This is a genomic window from Variovorax sp. P1_H2 (assembly GCF_056405295.1).
This window is the reverse complement of sequence record NZ_JBFUCJ010000094.1, coordinates 1-19,173: the sequence shown is the minus strand read 5'-3', so window position 1 is coordinate 19,173 and position 19,173 is coordinate 1. Positions and strand designations below refer to the sequence as shown.

General features: G+C 69.3%; 16 protein-coding genes and 1 pseudogene. 5 read left to right on the top strand and 12 right to left on the bottom strand.

From position 1 onward, the window contains the following. Positions 1-10: 10 nt before the first annotated feature. Together AC1D2E_RS25960 and AC1D2E_RS25955 are read left to right on the top strand one after the other, a co-directional pair. Entirely contained in the window at positions 11-970 is a 960-nt protein-coding gene (locus AC1D2E_RS25960; RefSeq protein ID WP_478200070.1) for a cation diffusion facilitator family transporter, read from the top strand. Next, entirely contained in the window at positions 967-3,531 is a 2,565-nt protein-coding gene (locus AC1D2E_RS25955) for a cation-translocating P-type ATPase (RefSeq protein ID WP_478200069.1), read from the top strand. The genes AC1D2E_RS25960 and AC1D2E_RS25955 overlap by 4 nt, the downstream gene beginning before the upstream one ends. Positions 3,532-3,640: 109 nt before the next feature. Here the strand turns inward: AC1D2E_RS25955 and AC1D2E_RS25950 are convergent, their stop codons facing one another. Genes AC1D2E_RS25950 through AC1D2E_RS25940 form a run of 3 tightly spaced genes read right to left on the bottom strand, consistent with a single transcriptional unit; the run spans position 3,641 to position 6,581 of the window. Next, the gene (locus tag AC1D2E_RS25950; protein ID WP_478200068.1) at positions 3,641-4,360 is read right to left on the bottom strand and encodes an ABC transporter ATP-binding protein; all 720 of its coding nucleotides are present in this window, start codon (positions 4,358-4,360) and stop codon (positions 3,641-3,643) included. Continuing rightward, the gene (locus tag AC1D2E_RS25945; protein WP_478200067.1) at positions 4,357-5,601 is read right to left on the bottom strand and encodes an ABC transporter permease; all 1,245 of its coding nucleotides are present in this window, start codon (positions 5,599-5,601) and stop codon (positions 4,357-4,359) included. The genes AC1D2E_RS25950 and AC1D2E_RS25945 overlap by 4 nt, the downstream gene beginning before the upstream one ends. A 5-nt stretch (positions 5,602-5,606) precedes the next feature. Next, complete coding sequence (locus tag AC1D2E_RS25940) at positions 5,607-6,581, bottom strand: efflux RND transporter periplasmic adaptor subunit (protein ID WP_478200066.1); 975 nt, start codon at positions 6,579-6,581, stop codon at positions 5,607-5,609. 392 nt (positions 6,582-6,973) lie between these two features. Here AC1D2E_RS25940 and AC1D2E_RS25935 point away from each other — a divergent pair, with 392 nt between their 5' ends. Continuing rightward, the gene (locus AC1D2E_RS25935; protein ID WP_478200065.1) at positions 6,974-7,354 is read left to right on the top strand and encodes a DUF2784 domain-containing protein; all 381 of its coding nucleotides are present in this window, start codon (positions 6,974-6,976) and stop codon (positions 7,352-7,354) included. Between the two features lie 37 nt (positions 7,355-7,391). Here AC1D2E_RS25935 and AC1D2E_RS25930 read toward each other — a convergent pair whose 3' ends face one another. After that, the gene (locus AC1D2E_RS25930; RefSeq protein WP_478200064.1) at positions 7,392-8,597 is read right to left on the bottom strand and encodes an MFS transporter; all 1,206 of its coding nucleotides are present in this window, start codon (positions 8,595-8,597) and stop codon (positions 7,392-7,394) included. Positions 8,598-8,674: 77 nt separating this feature from the next. Between AC1D2E_RS25930 and AC1D2E_RS25925 the strand changes: the two genes are divergently transcribed. Next, on the top strand, positions 8,675-9,313 hold the full coding sequence (locus tag AC1D2E_RS25925) for a TetR/AcrR family transcriptional regulator (protein ID WP_478200063.1): 639 nt from the start codon (positions 8,675-8,677) through the stop codon (positions 9,311-9,313). Here AC1D2E_RS25925 and AC1D2E_RS25920 read toward each other — a convergent pair. The 3 genes and pseudogenes from AC1D2E_RS25920 to AC1D2E_RS25910 all read right to left on the bottom strand — a co-directional run. Further along, positions 9,303-9,917 carry a retropepsin-like aspartic protease family protein gene (locus AC1D2E_RS25920; protein WP_478200062.1) on the bottom strand — a complete coding sequence of 205 codons (615 nt, stop codon included), beginning with the start codon at positions 9,915-9,917 and terminating at the stop codon, positions 9,303-9,305. The two genes, AC1D2E_RS25925 and AC1D2E_RS25920, sit on opposite strands and share 11 nt — an antisense overlap. 159 nt (positions 9,918-10,076) lie before the next feature. After that, on the bottom strand, positions 10,077-10,457 hold the full coding sequence (gene hpxZ / locus AC1D2E_RS25915; RefSeq protein WP_478200061.1) for an oxalurate catabolism protein HpxZ: 381 nt from the start codon (positions 10,455-10,457) through the stop codon (positions 10,077-10,079). A gap of 259 nt (positions 10,458-10,716) precedes the next feature. Then, positions 10,717-11,109: pseudogene (locus AC1D2E_RS25910) on the bottom strand (Bug family tripartite tricarboxylate transporter substrate binding protein); the annotation flags it as partial. On the opposite strand from AC1D2E_RS25910, the gene AC1D2E_RS25905 reads away from it, so the two are divergent. Next, positions 11,108-11,338 carry a hypothetical protein gene (locus AC1D2E_RS25905; RefSeq protein ID WP_478200060.1) on the top strand — a complete coding sequence of 77 codons (231 nt, stop codon included), beginning with the start codon at positions 11,108-11,110 and terminating at the stop codon, positions 11,336-11,338. The pseudogene AC1D2E_RS25910 and the gene AC1D2E_RS25905 sit on opposite strands and share 2 nt — an antisense overlap. A gap of 13 nt (positions 11,339-11,351) precedes the next feature. Here AC1D2E_RS25905 and AC1D2E_RS25900 read toward each other — a convergent pair whose 3' ends face one another. The 5 genes from AC1D2E_RS25900 to AC1D2E_RS25880 form a co-directional block, all read right to left on the bottom strand. Beyond that, positions 11,352-12,476 carry an ABC transporter permease gene (locus tag AC1D2E_RS25900; protein WP_478177475.1) on the bottom strand — a complete coding sequence of 375 codons (1,125 nt, stop codon included), beginning with the start codon at positions 12,474-12,476 and terminating at the stop codon, positions 11,352-11,354. Position 12,477: 1 nt separating this feature from the next. After that, a complete protein-coding gene (rbbA, locus tag AC1D2E_RS25895) occupies positions 12,478-15,261 on the bottom strand; it encodes a ribosome-associated ATPase/putative transporter RbbA (RefSeq protein WP_478200059.1) in 2,784 nt (927 codons plus the stop codon). Beyond that, complete coding sequence (locus AC1D2E_RS25890) at positions 15,258-16,334, bottom strand: HlyD family secretion protein (RefSeq protein WP_478200058.1); 1,077 nt, start codon at positions 16,332-16,334, stop codon at positions 15,258-15,260. The genes rbbA and AC1D2E_RS25890 overlap by 4 nt, the downstream gene beginning before the upstream one ends. Before the next feature lie 19 nt (positions 16,335-16,353). Next, positions 16,354-17,826 carry an efflux transporter outer membrane subunit gene (locus AC1D2E_RS25885; RefSeq protein ID WP_478200057.1) on the bottom strand — a complete coding sequence of 491 codons (1,473 nt, stop codon included), beginning with the start codon at positions 17,824-17,826 and terminating at the stop codon, positions 16,354-16,356. A 200-nt stretch (positions 17,827-18,026) separates the two neighbouring features. Next, entirely contained in the window at positions 18,027-18,953 is a 927-nt protein-coding gene (locus tag AC1D2E_RS25880) for a carbohydrate kinase family protein (protein WP_478200056.1), read from the bottom strand. Positions 18,954-19,173: the final 220 nt, after the last annotated feature.

Here is a 19,173-nt window from a genome sequence, read left to right as displayed (position 1 = left end):
CCGAGACGCCATGAGTCTGGCCGACCTGTCCGACGATCCCGAGGACAGCGAACACAGCGCTGAAGAGCGTGCAAGCGCAGCCTCGCGCAGCACCTGGGTCAGCGTGGTCGTCAACCTGCTGCTGACTGTCACCCAGGTCACGGTCGGATTGCTGTCCAAGTCGCAGGGCCTCGTGGCCGACGGCATTCATTCGTTGTCGGACCTGGTCGCCGATTTCGTGGTGCTCTTCGCGAGCCATCACGGCAAGAAGGAAGCCGACAAAGACCACCCGTACGGCCACCAGCGCTTCGAGACCGCCGCTTCCCTGGCCCTCGGCCTGCTGCTGCTCGTCGTGGGCGTCGGCATGCTCTGGTCCGCGTTTCGCAAGCTCGAGGAGCCCGAGACCGTTCAGCAGGTGCATATCGTCGCGCTCTGGGTTGCCGGCGGCGCGCTCATCGCGAAGGAACTGCTCTTTCGCTACATGCTGGCCGTCGCCAAGCGCGTGAAGTCCAGCATGCTCGTCGCCAACGCCTGGCACGCACGTTCCGATGCGGCTTCGTCGCTGGTGGTCGGCCTGGGCATCATCGGCAACCTGGCCGGCTACCCGATCCTGGACCCGATCGCGGCGCTCATCGTCGGCTTCATGGTGGCCAGGATGGGATGGAGCTTCGGCTGGGACGCGTTGCATGACCTGATGGACCGCTCGATCGACGAACAGGAGGTCGAGGCGATCCGTCGCACGCTCAGCGAAACCGAAGGCGTGCGCAACGTGCACGACGTGCGCACCCGCAAGATGGGCGACATGATCGTCGTGGACGCCCACCTCGAGGTGGACGCCACCATCAGCGTCGAACAGGGCCATGACATCGCGCTCGCGGCCCGCCGGCGCGTGCTGCAACGCCATCGCGTGCTCAACCTCATGACGCATGTCGATCCGTGGCGCAGGCCGGACCTCGACCATGCGGCAGCGGCGGGGCTGGCGGATCGATGAACACGGGCTCGCCCGCGAGGCTGTCCACGGCCGCGACAGACGGTCTGAGCGACGACGAAGCGGAGCGGCGGCTGCAGCGGGACGGCCCGAACGCGTTGCCGGTGTCGCGGCCGCGCAGCGTGCTGAGGCTGGCACGCGAGGTCGCATCCGAGCCGATGTTCCTGTTGCTCGTGGCCTGCGGGGTTGTCTACATGGTGCTCGGCGACGCCCAGGAAGCGCTGATGCTGCTCGGCTTCGTCTTCGTGGTCATGGGCATCAGCTTTGTTCAGCAGCGGCGCAGCGAGCGGGCGCTCGATGCCCTGCGCGACCTGTCCAGTCCGCAAGCCCTGGTCCTTCGCGGCGCGATGGCGCGCCGCGTTCCGGCGCGCGAGCTGGTGGTGGGCGACGTGGTGCTGCTGGCGGAAGGCGACCGCGTTCCGGCCGACATGGCGCTCGTTGAAGCGGCCGATCTCGCGATCGATGAATCGCTGCTGACCGGCGAGTCCGTGCCGGTGGTGAAGGAGGCGGCATCGTTGCCGCCAGCGCATGACATCTCGAGGGCTTTCTCCGGCACGCTGGTGACCAGAGGAGCCGGGCGCGGGCGCGTCATCGCCACCGGCGAACGCAGTGCGCTGGGGCGCATCGGCCAGTCGCTGGCCGGCATTGAGCTCGAGTCGACGCCGATCCAGCAGCAGACGCGCCGCGTCGTCAAGCAGGTGGCCGCCGTCGGGCTTGCGCTGGCCGCTGTGCTCGCCATCGCCTATGGGATTGCCCTGGACGACTGGCTGCACGGCGTGCTGGCGGGACTCACGTTCGCGATGGCCGTCCTTCCGGAAGAACTTCCGGTGGTGCTCACGCTCTTCCTGGGGCTGGGTGCATGGCGGCTGGCCCGCGAGAAGGTCCTGGCCAGGAGCATCCCCGCGATCGAACTGCTCGGCGCCACCACGGTGCTCTGCGTCGACAAGACCGGCACGCTGACCGCCAACCGAATGACCGTGCGGCGCCTGTGGTCCGAGGAAGCGGTCCACGACCGACTGCAATCGGCGGGCAGTGCCCTGCAGGAAGAGCTGCACGGCGTTCTCGAGTACGCCGTGCTCGCAAGCCATCGCCGGGCCTTCGACCCGATGGAGTCGGCCATCGGTGCTGCCGGACAGCAGCTGCTGGCCGGCACCGAGCACCTGCACGCCGAATGGACCCTGGTCGATGACTATCCGCTGTCGCCCGAGATGCTGGCCATGTCGCGCGTCTGGCAGTCGCCGGACCGGCGCGATCGTCTCATCGCGGCCAAAGGCGCGCCCGAGGCGATCATCGACCTGTGCCACATGGACGCCGGCCAGAGTGCGAGAGTGGCCGCCCAGGTGCAAGCCATGGCGCGGGACGGCCTGCGCGTGCTGGGCGTGGCGCAGGCAAGCTTCGGTGCCAGCCGGCTGCCGGAGCTGCAGCACGATTTCGAGTTCCGCTTCCTCGGGCTGGTCGGGCTCGAAGACCCCGTGCGACCCGAGGTGCCACAGGCCATCGCCGAGTGTCGGGAAGCCGGCATCCGCGTCGTGATGATGACCGGCGACCATTCGGCAACCGCCATTTCGGTGGCCCGGCAGGCCGGCCTGCAGGTCGATTCGCCGGTGATCACCGGTGTCGAGCTCGCCGCGCTCTCGGATGACGCGCTCGCCGCGCGCCTGGCCGACACGCACATCTTCTCCCGCGTCCAGCCCGACCAGAAGCTGCGGCTGGTCCGGGCCTTCCGCGCGCGGCGCGACGTGGTCGCCATGACGGGCGACGGCGTCAACGACGCCCCGGCCCTGAAGGCGGCCGACATCGGCGTGGCGATGGGCGCACGCGGCACCGAGGTGGCGCGCGAGGCGGCTGCGCTGGTGCTGATGAACGATGACTTCGCTTCGCTGGTGACCGCGGTGCGCTACGGTCGACGGGTGTTCGCGAACCTGCGCAAGGCGATCGTGTTCGTGGTGGCCGCGCATGTACCGATCGTGGGTCTGTCGGTCATGCCGGTGCTGCTGGGCTGGCCGCTGATCCTGATGCCGGTGCATATCCTGTTCCTGCAGCTGATCATCGATCCGGCCTGCTCGGTGGTGTTTGAATCCCAGGCGCTGGAGGGAGACGCCATGAAGTCCTCCCCGCGCCGCACCGACCAGCACCTGTTCGACAAAGCCGTGCTGGTGCGTGGCCTGTGGCAGGGGGCCGGCTTGCTCGCCGTGTTGCTCGGGATGCATGCCGTCAGTCGATATGCCGCGTCGACGGAGCCCGACCGCGACGACGTGGCGCGCACACTGACCTTCGTGGTTCTGGTGCTCTCCAACCTGGCGCTGATCCAGACCAACCGCGCCTGGGGTCGCAGCGGCTGGCGCGGCAGCGGCGAGTCCAACCGGCAGTTCGGCTGGATTGCCCTGGGCACGATCTCGATGATGGGCCTGGTGCTCGTCATTCCGGCGATCAGTCGCCTGTTCTCGTTCGCGCAGCCGTCGGCGATGCAGTTGCTGGCGGCGCTGGGCGTTTCAGCCTTGAGCTGGATCTGGTTCGAGTGCGTGAAGTGGGGTCTGCGCCAGCGTGTGCTTCCCGTCGGGTGATGCCTTGCCCGAGCACTTGATCACCGACCCGGCATTCGGAGATGGCGGCGAGCCTGCGCAGGCTTCGGTCACGGGTCGGCGAAGGACTGGCAAAAGGCGCGGGCGCGGATCAGCGGACGCGGTCCGGCCGCCAGCTCATGTCGATGCGGCCGTCGACGATGCCGATGCGCCGGTCCGATGCCGCAGCGAAGGACCCGTCGTGCGTGACGGCGACCACGCTCTTGTCCGAGTCCCGGGTCAGCTCGCGGAGCATGTCGCGAACATTGGCGCTGGCGGCCGAATCGAGATTGCCTGTCGGTTCGTCGGCGAGGATGACGAGCGGGTCGTTGGCCAGTGCGCGGGCGATCGCGACACGTTGGCGCTGACCGCCCGACAGCTGGCTCGGGCGCTTGTGGTGGTGGCCCTGCAGGCCGAAGCGATCCAGGAGTTCCGCGGCGCGGGCATCGACCGCGTCCGCGGCGAGCCGTCCGAGCTTGCGAATCGGCAGCGACACGTTGTCGAGTGCGCTGAATTCCGGCAGCAGGAAGTGAAACTGGAAGACATAGCCCAGCCGTGACAACCGGAAGTCCGCGAGCCGGTCGTCGTCGAAGCCGCTCGTGTCCTGACCGTCGACCCAGACACGTCCGCGGGTGGGCACGTCCAGCAGGCCCAGCAGGTATAGCAGCGAGGACTTGCCCGAGCCCGAAGGGCCCATCACGCAGACGAACTCGCCGCGTTCGATCTGCAGGCTGACGTCTTCCACCAGCGTGACGGGGATCTCGCCTTCGAGCGTGCGGGTCACGTGGTCGACCTGAATCACCGGGCCGGGAGGGGGTCCGGAGGCACTCATGTGGCGCCCCGCAGGATGTCGACCGGACGCAAGCGCCCCGCGCGTCGCGCCGGGAGATAGGACGCCGTCAGGCACGACAGCATCGCGAACGCGACCGCCATCGCATACTGCGTGCCGCCCCAGAAGATCGGCAGGTGCACGACCTCCGTCACCCCTGGCGGGCGGATCTCGACCTGGGCGAGCGTATTCATCAGCGCGAGGCCGAGCAGCCCGCCCAGCACACTGCCGCTGAATCCGACGATCGCTCCCTCGAGAAGGAAGATGCGCCGCAGGTCGCGGGGGTGGAAGCCCATCGACTTCATGATCGCGATGTCGCGGGTCTTCTCCATCACGATGGTGGAGATCGTGTTGTACATGCCGAACGCGGCGACCACCAGGATCGCCGCGACGACGCTGTACATGATGATGTTGCGCACCAGCAGCAGGCTCAGAAGGTCCTCGGAGGCTTCGATCCATGACACCGACTTGTACCCCGTGGCTGCCTCGATCGTCTGCGCCAGGGTTTGCGCCGCGTAAGGATCGGCGAGCTGGATGATCACCCGGTTGATCCGGTTCACGCGGCCCAGCAGCGCCTGTGCACGCTTGAGCAGCACGAAGGCCTGGCCTTCGTCGTAGGCCGCGTTGCCGGTGCGGAAGATGCCGACCACGCGCAGGGACCGGCTGGTGCCGTCGGCAGCGAGCACCACCAGCGTGCTGCCCGTGTGCAGGCTGAACTTGTCGGCCAGTCCGCGGCCGATCACCACGCCGTTGGGGTCGGCCGCCAGCGCGTCGAGCGAGCCCTCCTGCATCTTCTCTTCGATGGTGGTCACGTGTTTCATCTTGTCGGGCACCACGCCCGAGAGCGTCACGCCCTGCTGGCGTCCGGCGAAGGTGATCACGGCGGCATCGGCCAGCACGGGCGCCGCGCGAACGCCCGGCAACCCCTCGACGAAGGCCAGCCGCTGCCGCCAGCCGCGGATGCCCCGCGTCTCGCGCAGAGGCCGCACGTTGCGCACCTGCACCGCGCCCTCCGGCCACTGCAGGGCCGCGGGTTGCACGCGGCCCTGGCGCACTTCGTCGTAGACGGTGATGTGCGGGCTGCTGTCGACGAGGCGCTTGAGAAAGTCCGCCTCCGAGCCGCGCATCAGCCCGGAGACGGCAAGAAAGAACGCCACGCCCAGCACCACGCCCGAGATCGAGACCAGGGTCTGCCGCTTGCGGCTCGTCAGGTGCGCCAGCGCGATGTCGAGGGTGATCGCCATGACGATCACCCTCTGGCGACAGGCGTGCCCGGCGCAGGCCCCGCCGGTGCGGCCGTGGCGCGTACGCGCTGCCCTTCGCGCAGCTTGTCGGGCGGGGAGAGCACCAGCACCTCGCCGTCGCTCAAGCCTGAGACGATCTCCGTGCGATCGGCGCCGACCGTCCCCCGCACGACCTGCCGCCGATGCAGCCGTCCGTCCACCACCAGCCACACACTGTCACCCTTGATCGAACTGTTCGGCACGAGCAAGGCGCCGTCGCGCCGCGACACGATCAGATTGGCGTCCATGGTCATGCCGGTGCGCAGGGGGCCGGCATCGACCGCTGGCGCGTCCGCCAGCCGAATGCGTACCCGGTAGCTGCGCGACACCGGATCGCCCTTGGGCGTGATCTCGGCGACCGTGCCTTCGAAGAGATGGCGCGGCAAGGCGTCGCTGCGCATCGTAGCCGCCTGGCCGACCGTGACGCGAGCAATGTCTTCCTCGTCCACCTCCGCCGTCACGCGCAACGGGGCACAGCAGGCCAGCGTGAACACCGCCTGCCCGGAGGGGACGAACTGGCCCGCCTCGCCGTCGCGGCGAATCACGACGCCGTCCGAGGGCGCGACGAGCTGGTTGTAGTCGCGCTGGGCCTGCGCGCGCCGGGTCGCCGCCTGGGCCGCCTGCCATTCGCTGCGCACGCGGTCGAATTCCGAGGGCGCGACGAAGCGTTGCTCGACGAGCGAACGGGTGCGCTCGAGCTGCGCCCGCGCGAGCTGCTCCCGCGCACGCATCTCCTGGATGGTCTGGTCGAGATCACCCGATTCGAGGCGCGCCAGCACCTGTCCGCGCTTGACCTGTTGGCCCTCTTCGGCCTCGATGCTCACCAGCCGCCCACCGGCGCGGGGCGACACCGGCATCAGCACCGTGGGCTCGACCGTGCCGGTGGCGTAGACCGCTTCGATCGCGGGCCCGCGCGTGGGAGACGCAGTTTCGAGAGGCACGGGCCATTGCCACCAGACAATGCCGCCCGCCACGAGCAGAAGAACACCAAGGCCGGCAAAGATGCCGTTTCCGTGCTTCAAGATGCATCCCCTCCGCAGGCGCTTCTTTCCTCTCCCGGCCGACTGTCCGCCGGATCGATTCAGACACGAGTATCGGGAGGAACGCGCGCTGCGCCTTGACGTGGCGCAAGCCGGAAAACGGCGCCGAGAGAATCAACGCACGAGGAAACGGGGCCAGCCGCGTTGGAGCCCGCCGCTCCGTGCCGCGTCACCCACGCGATGATCCGCTGTCAGCGCGCCATCAACGCCGTCGTGCACGCCGGCGACGGCCTGACCTTTCCTGGGGCGTATGCGCCAGTTCGTGCAAGCACTAGCATTCCCTTCCCATGGGAATGAGCGACCGCTTGCTTGCCGACGCCGTGCTGCTGCTGCACGGCCTGTTCATCCTGTTCGCCGTGGCGGGCGGTGTCCTCGTGTGGCGCTGGCCGAGGCTGGCGTGGCTGCATCTGCCGGCCGCGGCGTGGGCCGCTTGGGTGGTGTCGGCAGGCTGGATCTGCCCGCTGACGCCGCTCGAGAACGCGTTGCGCCGCAGCGCCGGCGAAGCCGGCTACGGCGGCGGCTTCCTCGAGCACTACCTGCTCGCGCTGATCTACCCGGAAGGGTTGACGCGGCCGGTGCAGATCGCACTGGGCCTCGGCGTGCTGCTGCTCAATGCGCTGCTCTACGCGCTGCTCATGGCCCGGCGCTCGCGTCCGCCGTCGCCGAAGGGGTGATGACGGCCAGCAGCGGCGGGAAGCGCCGCGTTCCGCCTCAGCGGCGCACGGTGCCCATCAGCGCCAGCAGCGACAGCCCGACGACGCCGCTGCCGAACGCCATGGCGGTGCGCACGATGTCGCCCTGGTGCGCGACGTCATAGCCCGCGAGCATCGCGGGCAGCCCCATCGCCAGATAGGCGATCACGAACAGCACGGACAACACGCCGGCCCGCTCCTGCGGCGCGATCAGCGCGACCACGCTGCGCAGCGCGCCCTGGAAGCCGGTCCCGAAGCCGAGGCCAGCGACCGCGCTGCCGAGCAGGAACAGCAGCACCGAGTGGAACGAGATCGCCGTCATGACGATCGCCATCCCGACGATCAGCGCCAGCGAGCCGAGCTGCATCAGCGCCCTGGGCGAAGCCTCGCGGATCAGGAACACCGCCAGCGCTCCGCTGCCGGCCAGCACGAACAGCGCCAGCCCGCCGAGCAGCACCGAGGTGGTGCCCGAGAAGCTGCGGATCAGCGTCGGGCCCAGAGAGGCGTAGAAGCCGGCCATGGCCCAGACCGCGACCAGCGCCGGCGCCGCCAGCAGCAGCGGGCCCCGCACCGCGGGCGGCACGGCCAGCCGCGGCTTCAGCGAGGCCAGCGCACCGGGCCGCGCGGGTGCGGTCTCTTCCATGAAGAAGACCGCGACGCCCTGCAGCACGAAGACGACGCCGAGCAGGGCATAGACCAGATGCATCGGGGCCGGCAGGTACTGGATCATGAGCCCGGCCACCAGGCCGCCGGCGGCGGTCCCCATCATCGGTGCCACCGAGTTCGCGATCGCGCCCCGGCCCTTGTCGATGTCGAGCAGGCCGGCGCCGGCCGCCGCGATCGCGGCACCGGCGGAAAGACCCTGGACCACCCGCGCCAGCAACAGGTCCGGCAGGCCGTGGGCGGTCGCGAACACCCACATGCTCAGGGCCTGGGCCGCGGCGGCGCCGATCAGGATCGGGCGGCGCCCCACGTGGTCCGACAGCCGGCCGGCGACCAGCAGCGCCGACAGCACCGCGAACGCATAGATGCCGAAGGCCAGCGTGAGCATCGTGGCCGAGAAGCCCCATTGCTTCTGGTAGATGGCATAGAAGGGCGTCGGCGCGCTCGATCCGGCCAGGAAACCCAGCGTCATCGAGGCCTGCAGCAGGAAGGCGGCGTTCGACGACAGGCGGCGCCGGGCCTGCGGCGGTGCGGCGAGAGCGGTGGGGCAAAGGGACGACATGGCGGACTCCGAAAAAACAGACAGACCGATCTGTCTGGCGCTTGCAGTGTACAGACCGGTCTGGTAATGTCAAGCCCATGGAAACGAAACAATCGGTGGCTCCGGAACGCCGCTCGGCACGCGAGCGCCTGCTGGCGGCGGCGGACGAGCTCTTCTACGAAGGCAGCATCCACACGGTCGGCATCGAGCGCGTGATCGAGCGCGCGGGCGTCGCCAAGGCCTCGCTCTACGACTGCTTCGGCAGCAAGGAGGAGCTGATTCGCGCCTACCTGCAGGCGCGGCAGGAGGCCCGCAAGGCGCGCATCGGCGCCAGGATCGCGGCCGGCGCGACGCCGCGCGATCGCCTGCTCGCCGTCTTCGATGCGATGGAGGACGTGATGGCCGCGCCCGGGTTCCGGGGCTGCGCCTTCAACCGGGCGGCGGCCGAGTCGAAGCCGGGCACACCGGTCAAGGCTGCCTGCGACGACGCCCGCGGATGGATGAAAGACCTGTTCACCGGCTTGGCCCGGGATGCCGGCGCCGCCGATCCCGACCACCTGGCGGCCCAGCTGGTGCTGCTTTACGACGGCGCATCGGTTTCCGGCCAGTTGGGGGCGGGCAGCAGCGCCGCCGTCGCGGCACGCGAGATGGCGGCGCTGATGCTGGATGCGGCGACGTCGAGCGGCCGCGCCAAGCCGAAGCCCGGAGCCGCGGCGCAGCCCGGCGCTACTTGCTGACGATCGTCATCTCGCGATCGTTGGCGGTCACCTCGAAGTTCGACAGCAAATCCTGGCCGAGCTGCGCGACGGACGACTTGTCGCCCAGCGACGCCACGACCACAGTGGCCTGCCGTATGCTGAACGGCCCGAAAGTCATCGGCACGCCCTCGATGCGGCGCCCGTCCATGACGCCGCCCGCGGTCTGCACATGGGCCGGGCTGCCCCCGATCAGGTTCGCCCGGGCAGCGAAATCCTCGGTCACCGCAACACCTGCCTGCAGGGTGCCGCCGCGGTCGATCACGAACTGCACCGGGAAGCCGTTGACCGAGCCGCGAATCCAGAAACGGCCGTCCTGGCCGATCGGCACCGTGACCTGACGGGAGCCGTCGATGGCGATGCGCTGCATCTTCGGGCTCGGCGCCGCCGCGGCATCCAACAGCACGCAGCCGCGGGCGCGCAGCTGGCCCGGCTCCGAGCCCGGCGGGAGGTTGGTGTAGGTCTTGCCGCATTTGAAAATCGGCTCGGCGGCGGCCGCCGGCAGCGCAGCCGCGGCAAGGAACGCCAGCGGCAGCAGCGCGCCGAGACGGCGCAGCGCTCGCGGGAACCTGAAGAGCTCGCTCATGGTGTCACCTCGCGCTGAACAACAACTCGAAGGATGCCTCAATGGCGGCCAACACCGCGTCGGACATGTCCGACGCCGGCCGAACGGCTGGCTGGGAACGATCGACGGCGGCGCGAGCCGGGCCGTGCCGCGCTCAGGGCTGCGGCCGATCGTCGCTGCTCACAGCATCAGGCTGACGTGCGCCGACACCACGCGCCAGCCTTCGGGCATGCGCACCCAGGTCTGGCTTTGGCGGCCGATGCGCTCGCTGCCCTGGCGGCGGAACTCGATGTTGGCGACCGCGAAGTCGGTGCCGAAGGTGGTGATCGCACGCGCCGTGATCTCGCGCTCCAGGTTGTTCGACGGCCGGCCCCGGCGAAAGGCCTGGATCGCCTCGAAGCCGTAGAGGTTCTCGCCGGCGCCGTAGCGCAGCGTGTGGGGCGAATCCCAGAACAGTCGGTCGAGCGCCGGCACGTCGTTGGAGGTGAGCGCGCGTTCGTACGCGTCGAAGACGGCCTCGACTTCGGCGAGGACTGGCGGCAGGTTGATGGCGAGGTCCATGGGGGTCCGGAAGAAGGTTGGATGGTTCCGTTTCGCTCCCAAGAAGCGTACCAGCGTGTCGGCGGACGAATCGCGCCTCCTGAAACTTCCTGCCCGGGACGGTCAGTCGACCTGCGCGCCGGATTCCTTCACCACCTTCGCCCAGCGGACCAGGTCCGTTTCCAGCACGGCCTTGAAGGCGGCCGGCGAGCCGTCTTCGATCGGTGCGATGCCTTGGCTCACAAGCCATGCGCGGAAGTCGTTGTGCCAGCAGGTCCTTGCAGGTCTTGATGTCCGGATGCTTTTCAGGATTGACGAGCAGGACATTGGGCAGACTGCCAAGCAACGCGACGCGCGAGAAATTCTTCATCGGGTCGAACGGCAGCTTTTTGTAGAGCGCAGGATTGATGGCATGGGTTCCCGCAGTTCCCAGAAGGAAGGTATAGCCGTCCGGCCGCGCCTGCGCCACGTAGGCCGACGCGATGTTGCCGCCGGCGCCGGTGCGGTTGTCGGAGACCAAGGCCACATTCRATTGCGGACCCAGTTCGGTGCATGGGAGGATTTCATACGGTGCCTTCTTTTCAATAGGAAAATGAAAAAATTGTCGGATTTGCGACGCACTTCTGTCCGCGCTCCGATCTGAATACAGAGTATTCAACCTGTTCCCGCGCATGACGGTGCTGGGCGAGGTGCTGGGCGTGATCAAGGACCTCGCCGCGGACGGCATGACCATGGTGCTGGTCACGCACGAGATCGGCTTCGCCGAGGAGGTGTCGGACCGCGTCGGCTTCATGCTCGACGGCGTCATGGCCGAGATCGGCCCGCCCGAGGACATCGTGCGGCGGCCCGGCAATCCACGCCTCAGGTCCTTCCTCGAACGCTTCCATCGCGCGACCGCCTGACGCAGCCTGTGGCTCAGGCCATCTGGCTGATGGTCTTGCGAAAGCGCGCGAGCGACAGCGCGAACAGGGCCGAGCCGATCACTGCCAGCGTCAGGAAGGGCTTCCATACCACCGCGATGCCCGCGCCGCGGTAGAGGATCGCCTGACCCAGTTCCACGAAGTGCGTGGTCGGCGCCAGCAGCATCACGTCCTGCACCAGCACGGGCATGCTCTCTCGCGGCGTCACGCCGCCCGACAGCAACTGCAGCGGCAGCAGCGTCAGGACCAGCAGCATGCCGAACTGCGGCATGTTGCGCGCCAGCGTCGCCATGAAAATGCCCATCGAGGTGGTGGCGAACAGGTGCAATGCGGCACCCGCCATGAACAGCGCGATCGAGCCTTCGACCGGCACCCGCAGCAGGCCCTGCACCACGAGCATCAGCGACAGCGTTGCCGCGATCAGCACGACCAGCCCCATCGACCAGACCTTGCTCAGCATGATCTCGGTCGGCGTCACCGGCATCACCAGCAGGTGCTCGATGGTGCCGTGCTCGCGCTCCCGGATCAGCGCCGCGCCGGTCAGGATGATCGACAGCATGGTGACGTTGTTGATGATCTCCATCAGCGCGCCGAACCACGGCTGGCTCAGGTTGGGGTTGAAGCGCATGCGCAGCGCGAGGTCGACCGGGGCCACCGGGACATCGCGATAGTGCTGCAGGAACTCGCCGACCTCGCCCAGCACGATCTGCTGGATGTAGCCGCTGCCCGCGAAGGCCTGGCTCATGCGCGTGGCGTCGACGTTGAGCTGCAGCGCCGGCGCTCTCCCGGCCAGCACGTCGCGCTGGAAGTTGGGCGGAATGTCCAGCGAGAAGGTGTAGCGGCCCGCATCCATGCCGGCATCCACCTGGCCCGGCGAGATCATCGACGGGGGCGTGAACTGCGGCGGGTAGAAGGCCGCGACGATGCGCGAGGACAGCGGAGAGCCGTCTTCGTCGACGATGGCGATCGGTGCCTTGTGCAGCGTCTCGGGCATGGCCGTGGCGGCGCTGTAGACCATCACGGTGAAGGCGAAGACGATCAACACCAGCATGACCGGGTCGCGCGCCAGGCTCCACAGCTCCTTGATGCCGAGGCGAAGGATGTTGGCGAGGCGAGGCATCTCAGCGGTCCTGCTTGCTGAGCAGCGCGATGGTGGCGCCCAGCACCACCGGCACCGCGGCCAGCACCGGCCAGAACGCGCCCTGGAGCTGCGCGAAACCCAGCGCCTTGCTGAAGACGCCGCGGCTGATGACCAGCATGTGAGTGGCCGGGTAGACCTCGCCGACCAGCCTGCCGACGCCTTCCAGCGACGAGATCGGATTGATCATGCCGGCGAACTGCACGGCCGGCAGGATGGTGATCATCATGGTCGAGAACAGGGCCGCGATCTGGCTGCGCGTGAAGGTCGAGGCCAGCAGGCCGATGCCGGTGGTGGCCACGCAGTACACCAGGGTCGCGAGCGCCAGGGCGCCGAAGCTGCCCTTGACCGGCACGCCGAACACCGTGACCGCGAGCAGCGTCATCAGCAGGAAGTTCAACATCGCGAGCGCGATGTAGGGCAGCTGCTTGCCGAGCAGGAACTCGGTGCGCGTGACCGGGGTGACGTAGAGATTGATGATCGAGCCGAGCTCCTTCTCGCGCACCACCGACAGCGCGGTCAGCATGGCCGGCAGCATCAGCAGCAGCAGCGGGATCACCGCCGGCACCATGGCCGGCAGGCTGCGGACGTCGGGGTTGTAGCGAAAGCGGGTCTCGACCGTGGCGCTGCTCGCGATCGCCACGCCCAGCCGGTGCGTGGCCTGGTCGACCAGCCAGCCCTGGTGCATGCCCTGCACATAGCCACGGACGGTCTCGGCGCGCTGCGGCATGGCGCCGTCGATCCAGGCCCCGACCTGGACCGGCGTGCCGCGCTGGATGTCGCGCGCGAAGCCCGGCGGCAACTCGATGGCCAGCGACAGCTCGCCGTTGCGCATGCGGCGGTCGAGGTCCGCATAGTCGCTGATCGGCGGCCGCTCGATGAAGTACCTGGAGCCCGACAGATTGAGTGCGTAGTTCTGGCTGAGGCCGGTCTGGTCGCGGTCGAGCACCGCGTAGCGGAGGTCCTCCACGTCCATGCTGATGCCGTAGCCGATGACGAACATGAGCACCATCGAGCCGACCAGCGCCAGCGTGCCGCGCACCGGGTCGCGCTGCAGCTCGAGGGCCTCGCGCCACAGGTAGCTGAACATGCGGTTGAAGCTGAAGCGGCGCCGGCGCGCAGCAGGCGCCGGCACCGGCACCCGCACCGGCGCGGTTGCAGCCGCAGGCGGGGAGGGCGCCGTGTCGCCGACCGGGTTCGAGGCGCCGCCGCCGGCTTCGAGCAGAAAGCCGATGAAGGCCTCTTCCAGCGTGGCGGCGCCGCGTTCGCGCACCAGCGCGGCGGGCGCGTCGCTCACCAGGACTTTGCCGGCGTGCATGAGCGAGATGCGGTCGCAGCGCTCGGCCTCGTTCATGAAGTGGGTTGAGATGAAGATCGTCACCCGGTCGCGGCGCGACAGTTCGATCAGCAGGCGCCAGAAGGTGTCGCGCGCCACCGGATCGACGCCCGAGGTCGGCTCGTCGAGGATCAGCAGTTCGGGCCGGTGCACCATCGCCACCGCCAGCGACAGGCGCTGGCGCATGCCCAGCGGCAGCGCGTCGGGCAGGGCATCCAGCGACTCCCGAAGGCCGAAGCGCTCGACCATCTGCCGGACCCGCTCCGGCACTTCGGCCTCGGGCACACGGAAGAGCCGCGCATGCAGCACCAGGTTCTGCCGCACGGTCTGTTCGCCGTAGAGCGAGAAGCCCTGCGACATGTAGCCGACGCGGCGGCGCGTCTCGATGTCCCGGGGATCCACCACGTGGCCGAACAGCCAGGCCTGGCCCTCGGTGGCCGGCAGCAGGCCGGTCAGCATCTTCATGGTGGTCGACTTGCCGCAGCCGTTGGAGCCGAGGAAGCTGAAGATCTCGCCGCGGCGGATCCGGAAGCTGACGTGGTCGACCGCGACGAAATCGCCGAAGCGCATCGTCAGGTCCCTGGCCTCGATCGCGACGCCGTCGCGGCCGTCGCCGTCGCTCGCGGGCAGCGGCGGTATCGTGACGGGCACGTGGCCGCGCTTCCTGCTTGGCGGCAGCAGCGCGATGAAGGCGGCCTCCAGCGACGGCGTGCCGGTGCGCTCGAGCAGTTCCCGCGGGGTGCCGGTGGCCAGGACCTTGCCGTCGTCCATGGCCACCAGCCAGTCGAAGCGCTGCGCCTCGTCCATGTAGGCGGTGGCGACGATCACGCTCATGCCGGAGCGCTCGCCGCGGATGCGGGCGATCAGGTCCCAGAACTGCGCGCGTGCGAGCGGGTCGACGCCGGTGGTGGGTTCGTCGAGGATCAGGAGGTCCGGGTCATGGATCAGCGCACAGCACAGGCCGAGCTTCTGCTTCATGCCGCCCGACAGCTTGCCGGCCTGCCGCCCCAGGAAAGGCTGCAGGCCGGTGCTGCGGGTCAGGTCGTCGATCCGGCGGCGGCGCTCGGCCTTGTCGTGACCGAAGAGCCGGCCGAAGAACTGCAGGTTCTCTTCCACGGACAAGGTCGCATACAGGTTCTTGCCGAGGCCCTGCGGCATGTAGGCGATGCGCGGGCAGACCTCGTCGCGGTGGCGCTTGGCGCGCATGTCGCCGCCAAGCGCTTCCACTGCGCCCTGCTGCACCGCCCTGGCCCCGGCCAGCAGCGACAGCAGGCTGGACTTGCCCACGCCGTCGGGGCCGATCAGGCCGACCATGCACCCGGCCGGGATCTCCAGGTCGATGCCGTCCAGGGCCACGGTCTTGCCGTAGCGCAGGGAAACGCCGGCCAGCCGCGCGACCGGCGCCGGAGCGGCAGCGGCATCCGCACTCATTGCGGCGGGATCTTGACCGCCAGCGCGGCCGGCCATGGGGCCTGCGCATCGAGCTTGAGCCAGGCCACGCCGGGCAGGCCCGTCTTGACCTGCTTCAGGTGGGTCTGCAGCAGTTCGGGGTCGAACTTCGCCTTGATGCGGAACATCAGCTTCTGGCGCTCGCTGGCGGTCTCCACCGTCTTCGGCGTGAACTGCGCGGTGCTCGCCACGTAGGACACGCTGGCCGGGATCACGTAGCCGGGCGCGGCGTCGAGTACCACGCGCACCTCGCTGCCGAGGGCCACCCGGCCGGCGACCGTCTCGGGCAGGAAGAAGGTCATGTAGACATCGGACAGGTCGACCAGGTTCAGTACCTTGCCGCCGCTGCCCAGCACCTCRCCGGGCTGCGCCACGCGGTATTGCACGCGGCCGGCGCGCGGCGCCTTGAGCTCGCTGTCGGCAATGTCGGCCTCGACCCGCCTCACGGTGGCCTCGGCCGCCGTCACCGCCGAGCGTGCGCCCACCAGCTGCGCCTTGACCGCCTCGATCGCCGCCTGTGCCGCAGTCACCTGGGCCCTGGCCGCGCCCACCGCGGCCTGCACGCTGCGGGCGCGGGCACGGTCGTCGTCGAGTTCCTGTTCCGACGAAGCGCCCTCGCGAGCGAGCGTCTCGGAACGCGCCAGCCTGCGCTGCGCCGCATCGAGCTCGCCCTCGCGCTGGGCCACCAGCGCCTGGGCGGCCAGCTTGTCGCTCTCGCGGACCGCCACCTGCGCCTGGGCGCTGGCCACGGCGTTGATCGCCTGCTGCCGGATCGCATTGGCTTCGTCGCGCTGGGCTTCGAGAACCYGGACCTGCATCCTCGCCAACGGCTGCCCCGCGGCCACGAAGTCTCCCTCGCCGACGAGGATCTGGTCCACCCGGCCCGGCAGCTTGGCCGCCACGTCGATCTCGGTGGCCTCGATGCGGCCGTTGCCGCTGACGAAACCGTCACCGGGACCGGAGGGCTTCAGCCGCGTCCAGCCGTAGTAGCCGGCCGCCGCGAGCAGCGCCACGAGCGCGACGGCGATCAGCGGGTGTCTGGGAGTGAGATTCATGGTTGGCTGGCGAGGAGTTTCAGTTGGCGGCGTGGCCGGCGGGCGACGGCGCGAGGGCGAGCTCCTGCGAGCCGCCGCCGAGCGCTGCATACAGCAGAACATGGGCGGACAGCAGTGCGCGGCGCGCCTGCACCAGTTGCTGCTCGACATCCAGCAGGTCGCGCTGCGCGTCGAGGACCTCGAGAAAGGCCGTCGCGCCGTTGCGATAGCGCAGGTTGGCCAGGCGCGCGCGCTCGGCCTGTGCGTCCAGGGTCGACTGCTGGATGCGCACCTGCCGAGCCAGCCACTCGCGCGCCGACAGCGCATCGGAGACCTCGCGGAACGCGGTCTGAACGGTCTTCTCGTAATCGGCCACCGCGATGTCGCGGCGCGCCTCGGCCAGGTCGAGTCCCGACCGCAGGCGACCGCCATCGAAGATCGGCAGCGAGAGGGAGGGCGCGAAGGCCCAGGCCTGGCTGCCGGAAGCGAACAGGCCCTGGAGCTCGGCGCTGGCCGTGCCGAAGCTGCCGGTCAGCGTGATGCGCGGAAAGAAGGCTGCGCGGGCCGCACCGATGTTGGCGCCCGCGGCGCGCAGCCGGTATTCGGCGGCGGCGACATCGGGGCGGTAGACCAGCAGGTCCGAAGGCAGGCCGGCCCGCAGTTCCTGCTCGAACCCCAAAGCCTCCAGCCGGCCGGCGGCCGGGGCCAGATCGACCGGCTCCCCGATCAGCAGGGTCAGGGCGTGCGCCTGGACGGCACGGGCCAGCTCGAGCTGCGCGTTCAGCGCCTGCGCCTGGTCGAGCAGCGTGCGCATCTGGGTCAGGTCGAACTTCGAGGTCGAACCGACCTCGAAGCGCCGCGTGAAGATGCGCAGCGATTCTTCGCGGCTGGCCATGGTCTGCTGCGCCAGCAGCACGCGCTCGTCGAGTCCCCGCAAGGACAGATAGCCGTCGGCGACCTGCGCGACCAGCGAGAGGGTGAAGGCGCGGCGAGCCGCATCGGTGGCCAGGTAGTTTTGCAGCGCGGCGTCCTGCAGGCTGCGCACCCGGCCCCAGAAGTCCAGTTCCCAGGCGCTCACGCCGAGACCGATCTGGTACTGGCTCGAGATCAACGGCTGTCCCGTGAAGTTGAGATCGCGCGGCACGCGCGTGCGGCTGGCATCGGCACCGAGGCCCAGGGTGGGCCAGAGATCGGCGCTTTGAATGCCGTAGAAGGCGCGCGCTTCCTGCACCCGCAGGACGGCGACGCGCAGGTCGCGGTTGTTCTCCAGGGCTTGCGCGATCAGTTGCCGAAGACGCGGGTCGGCGAAATAGGAGCGCCAGCCGAGGGCGGCCGCCCGCTCGCCGACCTGCGCATCGGCGAACGCATCGGCCGGATAGCGCTCAGCGACGGGCAGCGGCGGCGCCTCGAACGGCGGCGCCATCGACGCGCAGCCGGCCAGCAGCAGGGCGACAGTGAAAAAACCGGCGAGCGTCCCGGACGCGGAGCGAGGCGGGGCGTGTTCCCTGGGCATGTGGAAAAGAACCTTGTCTGCAGCGAGAACTCGCCGCGCCATGGCCCGGAGCATCCGGGGGCGTCAAGGATGAATTCTAGGAATGGCGCCGGCTGGCACGATTGATCCAGGTCAAGCAGAGACAGGACGGCCCGCTTGCCGGACCGTCCCAAGGCGCGCCGGGATCGAGGCTGCAACGCCTCAGGACGCTTCCGACAGGCTCAGGGCAGCTCGGAGCGCCTGGGCATGTCGGCGCCGCGGCGGGAGCAGGTGATGGCTGCGGCCTGCGCCGCGAAGCGCAACAGCGCCTCCAGTTGCCTGTGGTCCAACGCCGTCAGCGCCGCGGGCGTGAGCGCATCGTGGTCGTCCAGCCAGGTCAGCAGGGCCGCCTGGAAGGTGTCGCCGGCGCCGACCGTGTCGATCACTTTCACCGGCTTGGACGGCGCGTCGGTATGCGCCTTGGCCGTCCATGCGCTCGAGCCAGCGCCGCCGCGCGTGACGACCACCAGTGCCGCGCCCCGCATCAGCCATCGCGGCGCCACCTGCTCGGGTGTCTCGCCGGGGTAGAGCAGGGCGAGGTCTTCCTCGCTCACCTTGACCAGGTGCGCCAGCGAGACCATGTCCTCGACCGCTTCGCGCCAGCGCGCAATGTCGGGTTCGACATTGAGCCGGACGTTCGGGTCGTAGGCGATCAGGCAGCGTGCACGCGCGCCTGCCGCGAGCGCGCGCAGCGTGCTGCCGACCGGCTCCACCACGAGCGCGTAGGAGCCGAACTGCAGCACACGCGTGTTCGCGGGCAGCGCCGGCAGCATGTCGGGCGTGAGCTGCCGGTCGGCCGCGCCGTGGCCGTGGATGTCATAGCGAGGCACGCCGGTGGCGTCGATGCTGACGACGCTGAGCGTGCTCGGTGCGTCGCTGCGCAACACGAGCGAGGTGTCGACACCCTCGGCCACGAGCGACGCCAGCAAGCGCTCGCCCATGGCGTCGGTCGACAGCGTGGAGAGGAAGGCCGCCGGCCGTGCCAGCCGGGCCAGGCCCTGCGCCACGTTGAGGGGCGAGCCGCCGATGCGCGCATCGAGCCGCATGCCGGTGGGCGTGGACTCGCCCATGTAGACGTCCATCAGAGCTTCACCGCAGACCACGAACATATTGATGTCTCCTTCGGGTTTACACTAAATAAATCAACTTGATTTAATAACTAGAACCGAACTATAGTTGCATCGCCCCCCGCCGCAAAGCCCCATGAAGGGCAGTAGGTTTTTTTCCAAGCCCCGCAGGCGGTTCGCCCGCAATCCCAGGAGACAACCCGATGTTCAAGCTCACCCTCGCCGCCGCCCTGGCCTCCGCCGCTGTGCTGGCCGCCCCTCT